The following is a 14,877-nucleotide window of genomic DNA, read 5'->3' as shown; positions in this document are numbered from 1 at the left end:
ATGCAAAGAAGGTCGGCAAGACTGCCACGCAAAAGACCTATTCCCGCTACGAACTGACCAAGCAGCGGATGATAGAGTTCTTGCAGAAAGAATACAAGTTGTCGGACATTCCCGTGAAGGAAATCACCGTTACCCACATCGAGAACTTCTACCTTTATTTGCGTCAGGAATGTGAGGTAAGCAACAACACCGCCATGAAATTTGTACAACGTTTCCATACGATACTGTTGTTCGCCCAGAAAAGCGGATTGAGCTTTATCGATCCATTCGGGAATTTCAAGTTCAATTTTGACAAGACCGACAGAGGGTATCTCACGCAGGAGGAAATCGACACGATCTATTACAAGGAGTTCAAGTCAAAGCGGTTGGAACACGTGCGTGATGCTTTCATCTTCAGCTGTTATACCGGTTTGCCTTACTGTGACATCTATACGCTTTCAAGTGAGGACATAAAGATCGGTGTGGACGGCAAGAAGTGGATTATGAAAGACAGGGGTAAAACCGGAGTGGAGTCATTCATTCCCCTACTGCAAATACCGTTGGATATTCTCGCCAAATATGAGGGCAAGTTGAAAAACGGAAAACTGCTTCCGGTAATCAGTAACCAGAAGATGAATGAATATTTGGCGGAGATAGCTGCTATTTGCCAGATCAACAAGCGGATCACCTACCATCTTGCCCGGCATTCGTTTGCGACGGAAATCTGCCTTACCAAAGGCGTTCCCATTGAGAGCGTGTCCAAGATGCTCGGACACACCAACATTCAGACCACACAGATTTATGCCCGTGTGGTGGATAGAAAGTTGAGCCATGACATGAATATGCTGGATCGAAAACTTAAAAGTATGCAAAAAGGTACGACGCAAAACGCTGTATGAATAAACAAATCATTATATTGTCACACCATTTAAAAACAACGCCTTATGGAAAATAGAGGATACATCACCATCACCGGTTTGGAAAACAAGGATGAACAACCCATCGTCAGTGTAAAGATAGAGAACGGCAACGTATGGATGACCAAGCACGAACTTGCCCGTCTGTTCGGAGTGTTCGTGCAGACAATAGACGCCAATGTGCGCTCCATCTTCAAATCCCGCCTGCTTTATGACGGCGACGTAACCATAACCGAGAAGCAGGACAAAAGCATCGTTACCTATTATAATCTGGAAGCGATCATATTTCTCAGCTTCCGCATCAACACCTATTGCACGAAACTGTTCCGTGAATGGGTACTCAACTCCCTGTGCGAGTACAAACGCCTGCAAGAGAAAAAGCCCGAAGTTCTTGTCGTTTTCAATCCCGGCAGCAACCGGACAACCATTTCTTATAACTGATGTACATAGAAGCCTGTAAATAGCGAGCCTTGCCCGAAAATCCGACGGGCAAGTTTTTTTTTCTCCTGAAAATCCTATCTTTACACCAAATAACAGTGTTATGATAGAAAACCTTACCATATCCATATCCTTCAGCGAAGTAGAGGAAGCCCATGTCGGCAACTATTTCCACCTTTCCGAAATGTCCGGCGAGTTTCTGATTATCCAGAAACCCGACAATACCTTCTACTTCCTTTGTTCCAATGATTGTGACATCGTGGGCATCTGCCAATCCTTTGACTGGTATATTGTATCAAAAGACGCTTTTAATGACCGCCTGATAATCGGCATTGGTTTGTCGGATAAAGAAAGCATCAACGGAGAACTCTATCGTGTACAGGATGAAACCACGCTCATCCTTTGGCGTGACATACTCCGCTTTACTTTCGAGAGCGATTTCGTGCGCCAGTTCTTCCCGTACAATACTCACTTCAAAGGCAAGATGCGTATCGACGGAGCACTGTGTTTCTATATTCACGATTATTACCCGACCAGATGCAAGGACATATCGGTATTCGACAGAAAGACGAGTAATCTGGTATTTAGATTTAAGGAAGGCCGACAAGCAGCCCTTGTCGCCAAGATCTTCTCGCTTTGTATCGCTCGGATGCCGTTCTTTAAAGAGAAAGCCGCCAACGCCGTGCTGATCCCCATACCGGCGGCAACCCGTGAACGGAACATCGCCCGTTTTGCCCGTTTTTGCAGCCTTCTCTCACATCGGCTTAAAGTTGTGGACGGTTTTCGTGCCACATGGATAAAAGAAGACCGTGAGCAGATGAAAGGAACTCACGGACAAGACAAGTTATCCAACTTGATCTTTCATCCCGATTATTTTAAAGACCGGGATGTATTTTTAATAGATGACATTATCTCTTCCGGCGAGAATTTCACGCAAATGAAACGCAAACTGATACAACTCGGCGCAAAATCCGTTACCGGTTTGTTTTTAGGTAAAACAGTAAAATCTGAAAATCAAAAGTAATATGGCAATCAAGAAATCCCAGATCGAAAAATGGATAGTCGCCCAAAAGAAACACCGGCTATCGGATACCCATGTACAAATGGCACGTGAACTTGGACTCAACCCCGACAAACTCGGCAAGATAGATAACCACCGGCAAGAGTCGTGGAAAGCCCCCTTACCGGAATTTATAGAAGAGATCTTCTATAAACGTTTCAAAAAGGAACATCCTGATATAGTCAAGCCCCTGAAACAAATACTTAAAGAACAGGAAATAAAGGATAAAGAAAAAAAGAAGGAAAAAGAAAAACGGCGTAAAGAGCATGAACAGGAACAGATGAATAACGGAACGGATGAAGTTCTTCCATTCTAATCCTTAACCCCGATAGCGGAATAAAAGCCGCATCATTATCGGTAGAAAGAACGTTCCCATTTCTCCGAAACCGGAGCGATCTTTCATCCATACAAAATCGTAGAAAAGTGTTGTACAAGCAAGCATGATGAATCCCACATTGCCCGGTACAACACCTTTCTTTTTTCCGTTTTTGAAATAGGAAGGCTTTTATTATTATCTGTATATTTTTACTCTCTGATTTCCTCAAAGGCAATATCTATCGCATCATAGTAATCGCCGTCATTAACGCTCAACGCAGCAACAAGGCTGTTCAATGTCCGAACTGCGTCCAAACGCTTTTCCGTATCATTTTCATCCGGATTACTCAAGACATCTATCGCACAGGTCAAATGCCCTTTCATCTCTTGCAATGTAGATAAACTCTGAATGGGAAACAGATAGAAAAGCCCATCTTCTGAAGACCGGACTATTCCTTTCAGGGGAGTCGATTGTAAATCCATAACAATAAGGTTATTATATTAAATTGACGTAACGCTGCCGGATACTACGTTCGAGGTATCGCCAAACACCCAGTGTAAAGTGAACCGACAGGTTACGTCAAAGTATAACCTACCCGGTTCATTTACCTTCACACTTTTGAAATTGGCGATTTCCGAACGTTGGTAAACGAACACATTACACGATGCTATTTGCATCGCTAACACAAAGGTAGAAATTTTTTCGTATTAATCACCGCTTTATGCATAAAGGATTTATAACACAACGATTCTAAGCAAAGTTTAAGGCTAACTTCCTTCGGGGTATTTCTCTCACTGTTTTCAGTAGCCATCACTCCACATTTAAAACAAAGGAACGAATTAAACTAACTTATTCAAGTGCAAAGGTACTTCGGGTTCTTAACGGAAAAACAAGGTCAAGCCGTTCCGGTTTTGAAAAAAATCTTCCCTGCGCCATAAATGGCACGAGGTATTTTTTCCAAAAACCTTGTTTTTCCTGAACCCTACCTTTTGACGCACATGAAATAAGTCAGCTCAACTCGTCAATGCATAAAAAAAATGTCGTGATTATGAAAACAGCAAGAGAAATACATAACGGAAATAAGAACAGACTCAATCTGCCTCTGCATAAATTGTTTGGCTGGTCGGTTCGGCTCATTCTTTCAGGCTTCTGTTGGAGTCTGTACGGTGGCAGTCTTTTGGCGTGGCTTATCGGTCTGTGGCTTGTAAAAGAACTGATAACGGACGTGATCCGCTTCGCATGGGGTTGTCTGGTTTTCATTCTTTCCTTCGCTGTCGTAGTCGGGATTATCATTTGGTTATTAATACTTTAATACACACAGTTATGACAATGGATATTACAAAATCAGTAGCGTTCACCGGACACCGTTCAGAGCGTATCCTCCAAGTCCGTATGCTGTATCTTTATCTGGATATAGTTTCGCAAGTGAAAAGGTTGTATAGTCTGGGCTATCGTTACTTTCTAAGCGGAATGGCGGAAGGCTTTGATTTGCTTGCAGCCCAAGCGGTAGCCGACCTCAAAATGGAATACACGGATATTCGGCTCATTGCCGTTGTGCCGTTCCGCCGGCAGTCAGACAGATACCGCCCGGAGAACAAGTCCTTATACGACCGGATAATGAAAACTGCCGATGAACCGGTCATTCTCAGGGAAGATTACTGCAAAGGGTGCTTCCATCACAGGAACGACTACCTGATTGACAACTCCGAAATCGTCCTGGCCTATTGGGACAAGCAGCCCTATGGCGGTACTTATTATACCGTAGGAAAAGCACGGATGATGAACAGAAACATTATAAACCTTTATAAATAAAGCCTTATGAAACGATATAGTAGGACTGTCGCACAGCAGTGCAGATATTACGAGGTAAACAACATTTTCGAGTATATGGTGGAAACCTACCTGAACGGCAACATCACCACTTTTGGAGAACTTTACCGGGAATTGTGTAAAGAGGCGAGAAAAGATTTTATCGACTTTCTTCTCAGTGAGGTAGAGCCGATATACTGGAGAGAGATTTTAAAGATGACTGTCTAATGAATAAATCAGGAAAATATGAATGTAACATTTGAAACCGTAATTTGTGCATGGGATGAGAAAATCCCTGCACTCCTTATCCGACTGGTAAATACCCTTCTCTTTTGCCGGACGGAAGAGGAACTCCGCCAATCCATTGACAAACTTCGGGAAACGACCGAACTGGACGAATTTTTCACCTACGGCTATGGCTCACACCATTTCTGGTGCAACCAGCGCATTTCCAAAGGAAGCGTGCAGTTCATCCAAAGCCGGTTATTCATTGCGACATTTTAATCCTCTAATACATAAATGACATGAAGCCAATATTTCAAATGACACGAGAAGAGAAATTGCAGGAGATTGTAGAATACAGTCCTTGCAGGGTGGAACGCAGCACAGTCCTCCGGTACTTGTTGGCACTACGCCGCAATGACACGGAACAAATCGCCTACTTCGAAAGTTTCGGCAAGAGTGTACGACATATCATACTCAATGTACGCACGTATGAAAGAGGGCTGATTTTCGGCTATGTCGGCAAGCGGTTCAACGAACACGGTCGGATTAATGGTATGTTACCGATAGTTGAAGAAATCAAATTGGATACTTCCAACACGATCCATATCGGGCAATCCGTTGACGGGACGTATGCGGTATCCATCGACTGGTGTACCGGCACAGCCGGAGGCGGCAGCCACCCGTCCGTTTGGGATGAGCCTGTTAGAGATTATAAGGAAGCTGTCCGGCAAGGCATCCGCCTGTTGGAACGACAATACAACAAAGCGGAATGTTGGTCTGTTTCCGACAGAAGCAATTACAACCCGAAGGTTATCCGCAGTTTGAAAGAAAAACTGTTGGAACTCAAGCGGAAATACACACAGCCCCGACAGTTAAGCCTGTTTTAATATTCACAAACTATAAAATCATAAGTTATGGCAACAAAAATGAACGAGAACGGAGTTTCAACCTGCAAGACGGGTGAGAAATATGAAAAATTCCAAATGACCGTAGGACGGAAAAGGCGCACGTTTTACCATTATGATTACAGGGACACGGCAGACAACGAACTTTTTTCCTGTGTGAAGTCCACATTGGAAGAGTGCAGACAGAAACGTGACGAATGGTTGATTACAAAAACAAAGAAAGTATATGACAGAACAATAAATATCTGAAAAACAAGATATAATAAGGTTGAGAGAGTTATTAACCATTTGCACCAAAGAACTCTCCTTGCCGGTTGTCTGCAAGGAGAGTTCACATGTCATAGTTTTATTCCTTTTCTTTTGATTTGTCTGACCGGTGAAAAGTTGAACTCTTTCAGCCTTTTGTCAAAGGAAACCGTCACATCTTTCATTACCCCCTTCGGAGTCCAAATTTCCTTAACAGGCAAAGCCTTCCCATCATACAGTTTTTTTATCTGCCCGACAGAGAACTTTGTGCCCGTGCATTGTTCCATTTTGTGATTGAGAGAATATACGTTACAGCTGTTTCTGACAATATCGGGAATCAGTTCCGGTTGCTTTTTCAATAGTTCCGGATACCACTTTTCCGCTTGAAGGCAGATTTCCGCACTTCTTTTATCGGGTGGGATGTTCAGAAAACTTTCCGGTACATTTTTGTCCATTCCCGCAAGATATGCTTTTTCAGTCTTCAGATCATACCTTATGCTTTTCAACTGCAATGCCGAATTATAGGTATCGGCGGCAGCCTGACAGACCATTTTTTCCGTCTGCAGGTGTACCGGCACAGACGAAATTGCATAGCCGTCCCTGCTTACAGCATATTCCGCCATCCGGTCATCTATAATGTTCCACCGGACAGAACGCATCAAATCCGAACATCTCCATTTCCCTTCAAGCAATTTCATAATCTCCAGACAAATGTCGGGATAAGGAACATAGGGCAACAGCACAGCCGGATCGTGCTTTACTTTTGATAATGCGGTATGGCAGATTTCCGGTGTTCTCATGCCTTCAGGCACATATTCCAGAGCCTTTCCGTTCCGTCTGACCATCTCCTCATATACCTCCAAAGGTATGTCGTCTTTCGGCAGTGCCTCCCGGAGATACCGGTCATCTTCCAGAATCAACGGCAAAAAGCACTTCAGTACCCCACAAGGCATATCATGTATGGAATCGGGTTTGTTTGTCAGAGCCATACCGACAATCTCGTAGGAGAACATTTCTTCCGGTACATGACGCACATTGGCACTGTCGGCATTGACAGCGTGCCAGCATACATTCTCAGTTTTACGTTCCGGAGGAAGATCCCGAAAATATCCGGGATTTTCCTGTACTGATTTTATATCCGCATCTTCCTGTTTCCTATTCATGCCCGTTCATTAAAGGTTTTATCAATTTCCTCATGTCATCAGCCATCCGGCTCTCTTCATATTTGGAACGGTTCAGATTCTCAAACACAATCTGTCTTGGGAGGACTTCCCAACAAAAGTAACTTGATCCGAAATAGGCAGCGTTCTTTTCCGTAAACTGGATACGTTTGTCGAACAACAACATCTGCATCTCCTTTTCTCGGAACAAGTGAACCGGTGCACTGCTGTTCAGCCAAAGATTGGAAAGCAGTAACGCAAACGGCTTGCCGAGTGCAAGGCAGCGTTCCACAACCTTCTGTTTGATACTGAACGGAGGATTGGAAACAATCAGATCCCACTCTTCCGGCTCGTAAACGAAGAAGTCCTCACCGGTAAGGATATGGGAGTGAACCACTCTGATACCGGCGGCTTTCAGCGCAAGCACGTACTCACTATGCTCTGTATCAAACGGACACCAGACTATTTTATTTCCGGGTATATATTTGATTATAGGAGCCACCGCATAAGCCGGAGTATACTGCTCGTCGCTGCTTTTTTTCGGGGTATATCCGGCATAAATCATTCGGTATCCTCCTTTTCATCTTCTTCATTATTAAAGGCAAAAGACTTTTGTACAACCTGACCGAAGGAATCAAGAATGTAAATATCTATTTTCTGCTGGTCTGTGTCAAGTGATTTGTAATAGAGTCTGAACGTTTCTTCCGGTAACGGATACAGGTCGTTTGGCAATAGCACCGTACCGTCCTCCATGCGAAGTTCCCCTTTGCCTGTCGGTTGGAAGTACCTGATGAAGTATTTGGTGTCCTGATACTCGCCGCTTCTTACAAGCTGACAACGGATTTCCGCTTCCTCGCCCTTTACGATTGTCGTCTGCACCGGCAAGGTCGCCAGATCAAACTCATACACCTGCTGAACATCCAATTTGTCAGAACAGGCGGTTACACATATCATACCGACAAGCATGAATGTAACAATAAACAATGTTTCTATCATCTTTTTCATACACATTAAAAATTTAATCGTTTAAAACAGTACTATTTCTGATGCGTTCCGCTACGGCACGTACCACCGGTACGCTCACGGCATTGCCGAGCATCGCATACCGGTTGGCTCGTGAGATTTCCCTCACTTCCCCGTTGATAATTCCGTATCTGGTAAAATCATCGGGAAAGCCTTGCAAGCGTTCGCACTCCACTTCCGTCAGCATACGGATTCGGGATTTCTGTTCTTCGTTCGGCTGTCCGTCAAAAGTTTCCCCCGGTTGCAGGTTTATCAGATAATTGCCGAAATTGGGCTGTTTGTAATAGTTACGTGTTATCGTTCCGCAGGTATGGGAATGAACCGTGTCTTTCCTGCACGGATGATTCCCTCCACCCGGCGCCGGGAAAGGAAATACATCTCCGGTACACCGGTCTGCAACACGTCCGACAAGGTAGATTCTCTCTCTGTTTTGGGGTAGAAACCATGCCGTATTAAACAGTTGCCATTCAAGTCGATAACCGCCAATGTCGGCAAACGCTTTGATAATGCTCCAAAAATCTGATCGATGCTTTGCGAAGAAGACTCCCTTAACATTCTCCCAGATAAAAACGTCAGGTCTGAATCTCCCGACGGCTTCGACAGCATACCTGACAAGGGAACTTGCCTCTCCACGCAGCCCGCTGCCGTCGCCGACTGAACTAAAATTCTGGCAAGGGCTTCCGAAAGTGATGATGTCGGGATGTCCGATTTCCGCTGTTCCGATTTCTGTAACCGATCCGATATGTTCCGCATAAGGAAAATTGTATTTGAAGTTGGCGATTGCATTTTTTTCTATCTCCGAGAAATATACTTTCTCAAACGAGTATCCGGCAGCCTGCAATCCTTTACTAAAGCCGCCAATACCCGAAAATAATTCCAAAAGAACCATGCCCTAATCAATTATGAATTTGACGCCCACCCCGAACTGGAAATGAAAGTGTCCGCTGTCATTTCCCCAGAGGCAACGCTCACGGGCATGGAACAGCAATACCACCTGGTTGGCAAGGTAGGTTTCTATCTCCAGCGATACCGCACCGCCATAGACAAACGCATCCCCGGCACACAGGCGTGAGCCGTCGAACAACGTACTTGTGCCCCAATTCACGGTTTCATATCCTGCCAGCACCGAACCGCCGGCATAGCAGAGAAACACCTTGTTGGCATCCGAAAGGAAATTATAATAATAGCCGCCTTCCGCAGTGAATTGGGAAACCGGGACACGTATGTCCTTGTATGGATAATACTTCTGGAGATACTCGCCCCCGAATACCCACTTATGGCAGCCGTTCACATATCTGTCCGTTCCTAGTCCGAAATGGTAACCCAATCCGTTACGTTTGTCCGCAGTGTGAAAACCGTCCGTCATACCGGCGGTAATACGCAGCCCTTTTGTACCGGGCAGGCAACGTTGGGCATGTGCCTTGTCCGTCAGGACAAAGCACAAAAACATACATATAATAACAGATACCCTTTTCATACTATTTCACCTTCAGCTCGTTAATGACTCTGGCACGGATCAGCTCGGCGTTGGTCAGAATAAACCGCTGATGCCTTCCCCCGTTCTGCTCGTTCATCTCGACAACCAGCTGCTTGTCATCCGGAAGGGTGAATTTGGGCAGGGTAAATACCGTCCGTTCCTTGCTTTTTCCATCAACCGCCGTTACATAGTTGAAGGCACGAAGCGGCACGATAACCTGTTCCTGAATGGCGGTACGTTTTGCAACCTTTTTGTCCACCACCTTAAAAGTAACGAAATCAACGGAGAACGGCACGTTGGAAGCGTTTTTCAGTTCCGTATGGAAATAAAGCAGACCGTTGTGCGTATAAATCCCCTTCAGGATATACTGGATGCCGAAGCGCTTGCAGCCGATATGCTTCACCAGACGTTTGTTGTTGTCATAGACGGACTTCATGATCAGCCGTACCAGCAGCGGGGACTCGCTGCCGAGTTCCGTAAGGTAGATTTCCTGAGAGTTGTTCGGCCGGTTCACCGCCTCGCCATCATGGATGAAGTCTTTCATCTCGATATTCAGCTTGGTCGGCTCGTCCGCATACTTCACATTGAATGTATAATAGCTGCCGTCATCCGTGATCACCGCCAGATTCGTTTCACGGGAGAAGTCCCTCAACGCCGCTTTCACCCGAAGCACGTTCTCCGAACCGTCCGCTTTACCGGCAAGAATGTCTGCCGATCCCAGATCCACATACTTGATAGCAGCCGGGAAGATAAGGTGTACCGTTTTATTGAATGTCACCTCCAAAGCGTATGGAGGAACCATCCGGTCGAATGCCACCGGGCGTGTCAGCCCGTCAAACAGATCACCGGTGGACGGACTGCGCCTTGCGTCCTCCTTATCCGGCAGCGGCATGGTTTCCGTTTCTCCGGAATCTGTCGTTTCTTCCGTGTCATTTCCCGTCTTTTCCATTTTTACGGTCTTTTGTGCATACGCACCGGTCATACCAATGGCAAAAGCCATCATTAAAATTACTTTTTTCATGCTTGTTGTTTTTTCTTGATTGATAAATTGATTTTAACCGTTTATTGTCTTGACACGAGCAGTAGCTCGTAATCCGCCTTCAAAGTCGCCTTGGCAGTCCTGAACTTTGTGGAAAGGTATTGCGATGCGCCCTGTATCACCCCTTTGCCCAAGTCCGCAGCCAGCTGTGCGCCGGCATTGGTGGAGATGTTGATGCTGCTTCCCATTGCCGAGCCCATGTTGGCCGCCATCTCCTTGACGGCGGTAAGCTCCTGCGATCCCCTGACCTCAATGCCCTTCATGCCCCTCGTGTCATAAGCGTCCAGCTCCACCGGCAGGATTGTTCCCTGAAAGGCAATCGAAGAAACGGTGATTTCCATGCGCTCACCGCTGATTTTCGCCGTGCCGGTCAGTATCGTGTTGGCGGGTATGTACAACTCCCCGGCCTGCACCGGCTCCAGCAGGCGCAGACCTACTTCCTGACCGTCGCTTCCCGAAACCGTTACCGTCCTGTACACGCAGGCACGGATACCGTTCCTTTCCGTACGGCTCCGGACTGTCCCCACCGTGTGGAAACCCATGTTTCTGGGTTTGCCGTACTGTCTGGCAAACTCTTCATCGGACAGGGGTGCGGCCAGCAGGCTGACCACCCGTTCCGTTACCTGCGTAACCGGGCAGACCGGCGTTTTACCCGTAGAGGAGGACACGGCGACCTGTTTGGTTTCACCGCCGCCCGGCATGTACCTTGCCGCCATCTCGTAGGACTTCTCCATCAGCCGCAGTTGCTCCTCGCTGTTTTCTCTGGCCTTGCGCTCTTCCTCCGCCTGACGCTCCAGCTCCTGAATGCGCCATTCCAGTTCCAGTGTTTTCTGATCGTCTTCCGCAGGCCGTGTTTCATAAAAACTGTCCAACTGCCGGTTGATGTCCTGATAGGCATTGGCCGAGGAACGGATAGACGGACTGCCATTGTCCGTGTCCTCTTCCGTCAGGAATACTTCGTCCGCTGCCGGCTCTTCCTGTTCCAGTGATACCGCCAGATCCTGAAGCGTGTTCATTTTCTCCTTTTGTTTCTTTTCAAAGGCACTTTGTTCGTAGGCGGTCTTTTTATCCGACAGCAGCCCCTTGTCCTCCGGCATCGGAACATCCACGTTGAATCCCTCCCTTAATGGCTCGTCGCTGTCCGAAGGAGCGAATATCAGCCACATCGCTCCCAGAAACACGAGAAAGAACAACGGATACACGAGCATCTTCTTCCGCTTGAGCATCTCTTCCGGAGTCAGAGGTCTGGCCTCTTTCTTCCCCTGTTTCGGCGTTTGCCCTTTCTCTTCCGCCTTTTCAGGCGTTGCAGCGTTCGCCGGTTGCCGTTCCTGATTTTTTAGGTTCTCCATAATCCACTTGGTTTTTAATGTTTATACTATCCTTGTTTATCCCCCTGTACAGCTTCATCCGCCTGATATGCTCCATTTGCAACTGCTCCCCCTCATGCCTGCCGATGCGGTATATCGAAGATACCGTCATGTATATCGACAGACAGCCGAAGCCGGTGAGCATGACCACCACGCAGACGAGCCGTACATCGGGCGACATCCGTCCGCACAGATAGCGGAGTCCGTCGTCTATCCTGTCAGGCACGTACCTGATCCATTTTTTCAATCGGTTCATTTCCTGTCTTTTTTAAGTTATCGTTCAATGGTTCTCAAATCCCGGTTCTCCACGATATTGAACTGCTCCATCGTGAAGCCGTGCGGGTTATTGTCCGACCTGACCGAGTTCAACAGCCGGCAACGGGTTACAAGGCTCCGTTCCGTGATGTTGCTTGACCTGACCAGCGACTGCCGTGCGTAGGTCGTTACCACATACGGGTAGCTGTTGAAGTCGCACGCCACGCTGTCCACCCGGATGCTCTGGTTGATATTGGCCGAGATTATACGGTTGTAATACCCCTTTTCCTCCCAGTCCTTGTAGTAGCGGAACGCACTCTCGTCGCACAGGAACAACGCCCTGCGGATATTCGACTCGATAGCCGCCTTGTCGGGCGACAAGGTGAAAAACAGCTCGTGAAAACGCCGGATATGTTCTTTCGCCTCCACCGGCCTGTTCTGCGAAAGGTCTTGGGAAAGAGCAAGTATCAGGGACTTCCCATTGTCCAGCACATAGATTTTCTCCCTCTGCCGTTCGGCGAACCGGTAGGAACTCCAGAGAGCATAGCCGGTAACCAGAGCACAGAGCGAAACGAACACGATACCCATCGTGCGGATTTGCCGGAAGCTCGTTTCTATATTCTTCAAACTCTTAAATTCCATATGTTTATAAGATTTTATATTGGGTTATCTGCCTCTTAACTTGCCGGCTACATGGCCGACGGCTGCACCGGAAACAGCGGCAGCCGCACGTCCGCCCTTCAATGACCACGAGTTGACCTGCTTGCCGTAGTTGCCGGCTCCCGATGCCTGAATCACCCATGTGGATACTGTCGGAATGGTGAAATACCCCACAATGGCTATCAGCATGAAGATGATGTAAGCGGAATTGTTCACGTCGGGCACATAGGCGGGATCGCTCAGTGCGGCGATGTCCTTTTCGATCATCAGTACCTGAATCCTTGCCAGCACGGAGCTGAACAGGTCGGATATGGGCAGCCACAGATAGATGCTGATATACTGGCAAATCCATTGGATCATCGTATTGTGGAAGCCGTCGTACACCGATATGGCGAACGACAGGGGCCCCAGAATGCTCAATACGATCAGGAAGAAGGTTCTCAGCGTGTCCAGTACCAGCGAAACCGACTGGAACAGCAGTTCCAGAAAGCTGCGGAGAAAATTGTTCACGCCCTGCCTGGCCTGGTATTTGAAGCGTTCCGCCGCCATGCCCGCCATCGCTTTCAAGTCCGAAGGCGACCATCCCAGATCCTCGATCTGGCGTTCATATTCCTCGTTGTCGACCAGATACGCCGTTTCCGGATTCCTTGTCATCGCCTCGTATTCCAGCTTCTGCCGCTTCTCGGAATACTCCCGTATGTTCAGCGTCTGGCCTTCCATTATATCGTGGCAGCCGGTAACCACAGGACTCATGATGCCGTTGAGAGTTCCCAGAACGAATGTGGGGAAGAACATGATGCACGCACCCAGACAAAAAGGTCTGAAGAGCGGGTAAATGTCAATCGGCTCGGCTCTCGAAAGAGCCTGCCACACCCGTGAGGCCACATAGAACAGTGCACCCAGTGCGGCCACTCCGGTAGCCACACCCGTGATGTCCGAACAGAGCGGCATCATCTCGTCATAAAGGTTGCGCAACACTTCGTGAAGGTTGCTGAAAGTTTCCTCGCCCGTCATGTCACCAGTATTTTTGATTGTCCGTTCCGTACAAGTCCAGCACCCTTCGGGTATCGTTCTTCTTTTTTGCACGCAGGTAAGAGATGCCGATGTTCCGGTTCGTGTAATACCTGACCAGATTGCGTTGGTTTCTTACGTCACGGTACACACGGTCGATCACATCCATGCGCTCCTTATCCGTCATGGAAAGGCTGGTGGAGGTTACGACCGTCTTCATCTCGTTCAGCATACCGCTGCTCTCTTCCAGCATCTTCGCATATCCGGAAGCGATTGCCGAAAGCTCGTCCGGCGTATAGTTCTCGTCCGTCAGCATTTTCTGGAAAGAGTTTACATAGATGTCCGATATTTCACCGACCAGAAGAACGGTCTGCTGTACCTTGCGGGCATCCTTAACCAGATTGTTGACCGCTTTCAATGCGTCGTAATAACGCTTCCCCTGTTCGTAGATCTTGACTGTTTCCTGAAAATTCTTCACCATATTTTCTGCCGTCGTCGTGGTCTGCACCACATTGCGGGTTGTATTCACGATGCTTTGTGCAAAGTTCGAGGGATCGAACGTCACCCATTGTGCCTTTACTGCCATAATCGGGCAAAGAAGCCCGGCCAGGCAGACAGCCATAATTCGTTTCATGTCTTTTAAAATTTTAATGTTGAATAAATCGGATAGTTGTTACTGTCATTTACGGGAGAACCGGGGTTCTCCATTTTCCCTATGAGTCATCCGCACGTACATAGATCCCTTCGGTAGCCAGCACCAGCCGGTCTTCCTCCCGGTCATAAGCGAGCTGCACCCTCCCCAGCAGGTCTGCCCAGATGATGCCGCCGCTTTGGTGGATCGTGCCTACCACCACCGCATCAAGGTGGTAGGTCAGGGCAATCTTGTATGCGCCACCGTCACGGAATACGGTAACGGGCGGCGACTTGCGGTTGCTTTTCCACTCCCCGCATATCCAGTAGAGCGGAAACAAGGTTTCATACTCCATAGGC

General features: G+C 47.5%; 22 protein-coding genes and 1 pseudogene. 10 read left to right on the top strand and 13 right to left on the bottom strand.

Annotated features, from left to right (window positions below; all coding sequences use genetic code 11):
• The 4 genes from BACFIN_RS07565 to BACFIN_RS07580 all read left to right on the top strand — a co-directional run.
• Positions 1-878: site-specific integrase (locus BACFIN_RS07565; protein WP_007754739.1), on the top strand; the 878-nt coding region annotated here is incomplete at its 5' end.
• A 45-nt stretch (positions 879-923) separates the two neighbouring features.
• Entirely contained in the window at positions 924-1,337 is a 414-nt protein-coding gene (locus BACFIN_RS07570; protein ID WP_007754738.1) for a hypothetical protein, read from the top strand.
• Positions 1,338-1,437: 100 nt separating this feature from the next.
• Complete coding sequence (locus tag BACFIN_RS07575) at positions 1,438-2,358, top strand: ribonucleotide-diphosphate reductase subunit beta (protein WP_032839668.1); 921 nt, start codon at positions 1,438-1,440, stop codon at positions 2,356-2,358.
• A 1-nt stretch (position 2,359) separates the two neighbouring features.
• Positions 2,360-2,710, top strand: coding sequence for a hypothetical protein (locus tag BACFIN_RS07580; RefSeq protein WP_007754732.1), 351 nt, complete (start codon positions 2,360-2,362; stop codon positions 2,708-2,710).
• Between the two features lie 209 nt (positions 2,711-2,919).
• Here BACFIN_RS07580 and BACFIN_RS07585 read toward each other — a convergent pair whose 3' ends face one another.
• Positions 2,920-3,192 (bottom strand): hypothetical protein, encoded by a 273-nt coding sequence (locus tag BACFIN_RS07585; RefSeq protein ID WP_007754727.1) that lies wholly within the window; start codon positions 3,190-3,192, stop codon positions 2,920-2,922.
• Positions 3,193-3,758: 566 nt separating this feature from the next.
• Here BACFIN_RS07585 and BACFIN_RS07590 point away from each other — a divergent pair.
• Genes BACFIN_RS07590 through BACFIN_RS07615 form a run of 6 tightly spaced genes read left to right on the top strand, consistent with a single transcriptional unit; the run spans position 3,759 to position 5,898 of the window.
• Complete coding sequence (locus BACFIN_RS07590; RefSeq protein ID WP_032839667.1) at positions 3,759-4,022, top strand: hypothetical protein; 264 nt, start codon at positions 3,759-3,761, stop codon at positions 4,020-4,022.
• Between the two features lie 11 nt (positions 4,023-4,033).
• Complete coding sequence (locus tag BACFIN_RS07595) at positions 4,034-4,522, top strand: SLOG family protein (RefSeq protein WP_007754718.1); 489 nt, start codon at positions 4,034-4,036, stop codon at positions 4,520-4,522.
• A 6-nt stretch (positions 4,523-4,528) separates the two neighbouring features.
• Positions 4,529-4,747, top strand: coding sequence for a hypothetical protein (locus BACFIN_RS07600; RefSeq protein WP_005643512.1), 219 nt, complete (start codon positions 4,529-4,531; stop codon positions 4,745-4,747).
• 18 nt (positions 4,748-4,765) lie between these two features.
• Positions 4,766-5,023 (top strand): hypothetical protein, encoded by a 258-nt coding sequence (locus BACFIN_RS07605; RefSeq protein WP_005643513.1) that lies wholly within the window; start codon positions 4,766-4,768, stop codon positions 5,021-5,023.
• Between the two features lie 20 nt (positions 5,024-5,043).
• Positions 5,044-5,631: a hypothetical protein gene (locus BACFIN_RS07610; RefSeq protein WP_007754714.1), complete on the top strand. Its 588-nt coding sequence runs from the start codon at positions 5,044-5,046 to the stop codon at positions 5,629-5,631.
• A gap of 27 nt (positions 5,632-5,658) precedes the next feature.
• Complete coding sequence (locus BACFIN_RS07615) at positions 5,659-5,898, top strand: DUF3873 family protein (protein WP_007754712.1); 240 nt, start codon at positions 5,659-5,661, stop codon at positions 5,896-5,898.
• 89 nt (positions 5,899-5,987) lie between these two features.
• On the opposite strand, the gene BACFIN_RS0219960 is transcribed toward BACFIN_RS07615, so the two are convergent.
• From BACFIN_RS0219960 to BACFIN_RS07670, 12 genes and pseudogenes are all read right to left on the bottom strand, one after another.
• Complete coding sequence (locus tag BACFIN_RS0219960; protein WP_007754710.1) at positions 5,988-7,058, bottom strand: hypothetical protein; 1,071 nt, start codon at positions 7,056-7,058, stop codon at positions 5,988-5,990.
• Positions 7,051-7,620, bottom strand: a complete 570-nt coding sequence (locus tag BACFIN_RS07620; RefSeq protein WP_007754701.1) for a hypothetical protein — start codon at positions 7,618-7,620, stop codon at positions 7,051-7,053. Before BACFIN_RS07620 ends, BACFIN_RS0219960 begins: the two co-directional genes overlap by 8 nt.
• Positions 7,617-8,060: a DUF3872 domain-containing protein gene (locus BACFIN_RS07625; RefSeq protein ID WP_007754699.1), complete on the bottom strand. Its 444-nt coding sequence runs from the start codon at positions 8,058-8,060 to the stop codon at positions 7,617-7,619. Before BACFIN_RS07625 ends, BACFIN_RS07620 begins: the two co-directional genes overlap by 4 nt.
• 13 nt (positions 8,061-8,073) lie before the next feature.
• Positions 8,074-8,967, bottom strand: coding sequence for a DNA cytosine methyltransferase (locus BACFIN_RS07630; RefSeq protein WP_007754697.1), 894 nt, complete (start codon positions 8,965-8,967; stop codon positions 8,074-8,076).
• A 3-nt stretch (positions 8,968-8,970) separates the two neighbouring features.
• A complete protein-coding gene (locus tag BACFIN_RS07635; RefSeq protein WP_032839664.1) occupies positions 8,971-9,555 on the bottom strand; it encodes a conjugal transfer protein TraO in 585 nt (194 codons plus the stop codon).
• Position 9,556: 1 nt separating this feature from the next.
• Positions 9,557-10,405: pseudogene (traN, locus tag BACFIN_RS07640) on the bottom strand (conjugative transposon protein TraN); the annotation flags it as partial.
• A gap of 212 nt (positions 10,406-10,617) precedes the next feature.
• Positions 10,618-11,943: a conjugative transposon protein TraM gene (traM, locus tag BACFIN_RS07645; protein ID WP_007754684.1), complete on the bottom strand. Its 1,326-nt coding sequence runs from the start codon at positions 11,941-11,943 to the stop codon at positions 10,618-10,620.
• On the bottom strand, positions 11,891-12,217 hold the full coding sequence (locus BACFIN_RS07650) for a TraL conjugative transposon family protein (RefSeq protein ID WP_007754683.1): 327 nt from the start codon (positions 12,215-12,217) through the stop codon (positions 11,891-11,893). The genes traM and BACFIN_RS07650 overlap by 53 nt, the downstream gene beginning before the upstream one ends.
• A gap of 17 nt (positions 12,218-12,234) precedes the next feature.
• Positions 12,235-12,858: a conjugative transposon protein TraK gene (traK, locus tag BACFIN_RS07655; RefSeq protein ID WP_005651612.1), complete on the bottom strand. Its 624-nt coding sequence runs from the start codon at positions 12,856-12,858 to the stop codon at positions 12,235-12,237.
• A gap of 24 nt (positions 12,859-12,882) precedes the next feature.
• Positions 12,883-13,890: a conjugative transposon protein TraJ gene (gene traJ / locus BACFIN_RS07660; protein WP_005651614.1), complete on the bottom strand. Its 1,008-nt coding sequence runs from the start codon at positions 13,888-13,890 to the stop codon at positions 12,883-12,885.
• 1 nt (position 13,891) lies between these two features.
• Positions 13,892-14,521, bottom strand: coding sequence for a DUF4141 domain-containing protein (locus tag BACFIN_RS07665; RefSeq protein ID WP_005651616.1), 630 nt, complete (start codon positions 14,519-14,521; stop codon positions 13,892-13,894).
• A gap of 79 nt (positions 14,522-14,600) precedes the next feature.
• Complete coding sequence (locus tag BACFIN_RS07670) at positions 14,601-14,873, bottom strand: DUF3876 domain-containing protein (protein WP_016661987.1); 273 nt, start codon at positions 14,871-14,873, stop codon at positions 14,601-14,603.
• Between the last annotated feature and the right edge of the window lie 4 nt (positions 14,874-14,877).

The sequence above is a fragment of the Bacteroides finegoldii DSM 17565 genome (assembly GCF_000156195.1).
GTDB classification, from domain to species: domain Bacteria; phylum Bacteroidota; class Bacteroidia; order Bacteroidales; family Bacteroidaceae; genus Bacteroides; species Bacteroides finegoldii.
The sequence above is the reverse complement of the archived record's forward strand: the minus strand, read 5'-3'. Positions and strand labels throughout refer to the sequence as shown.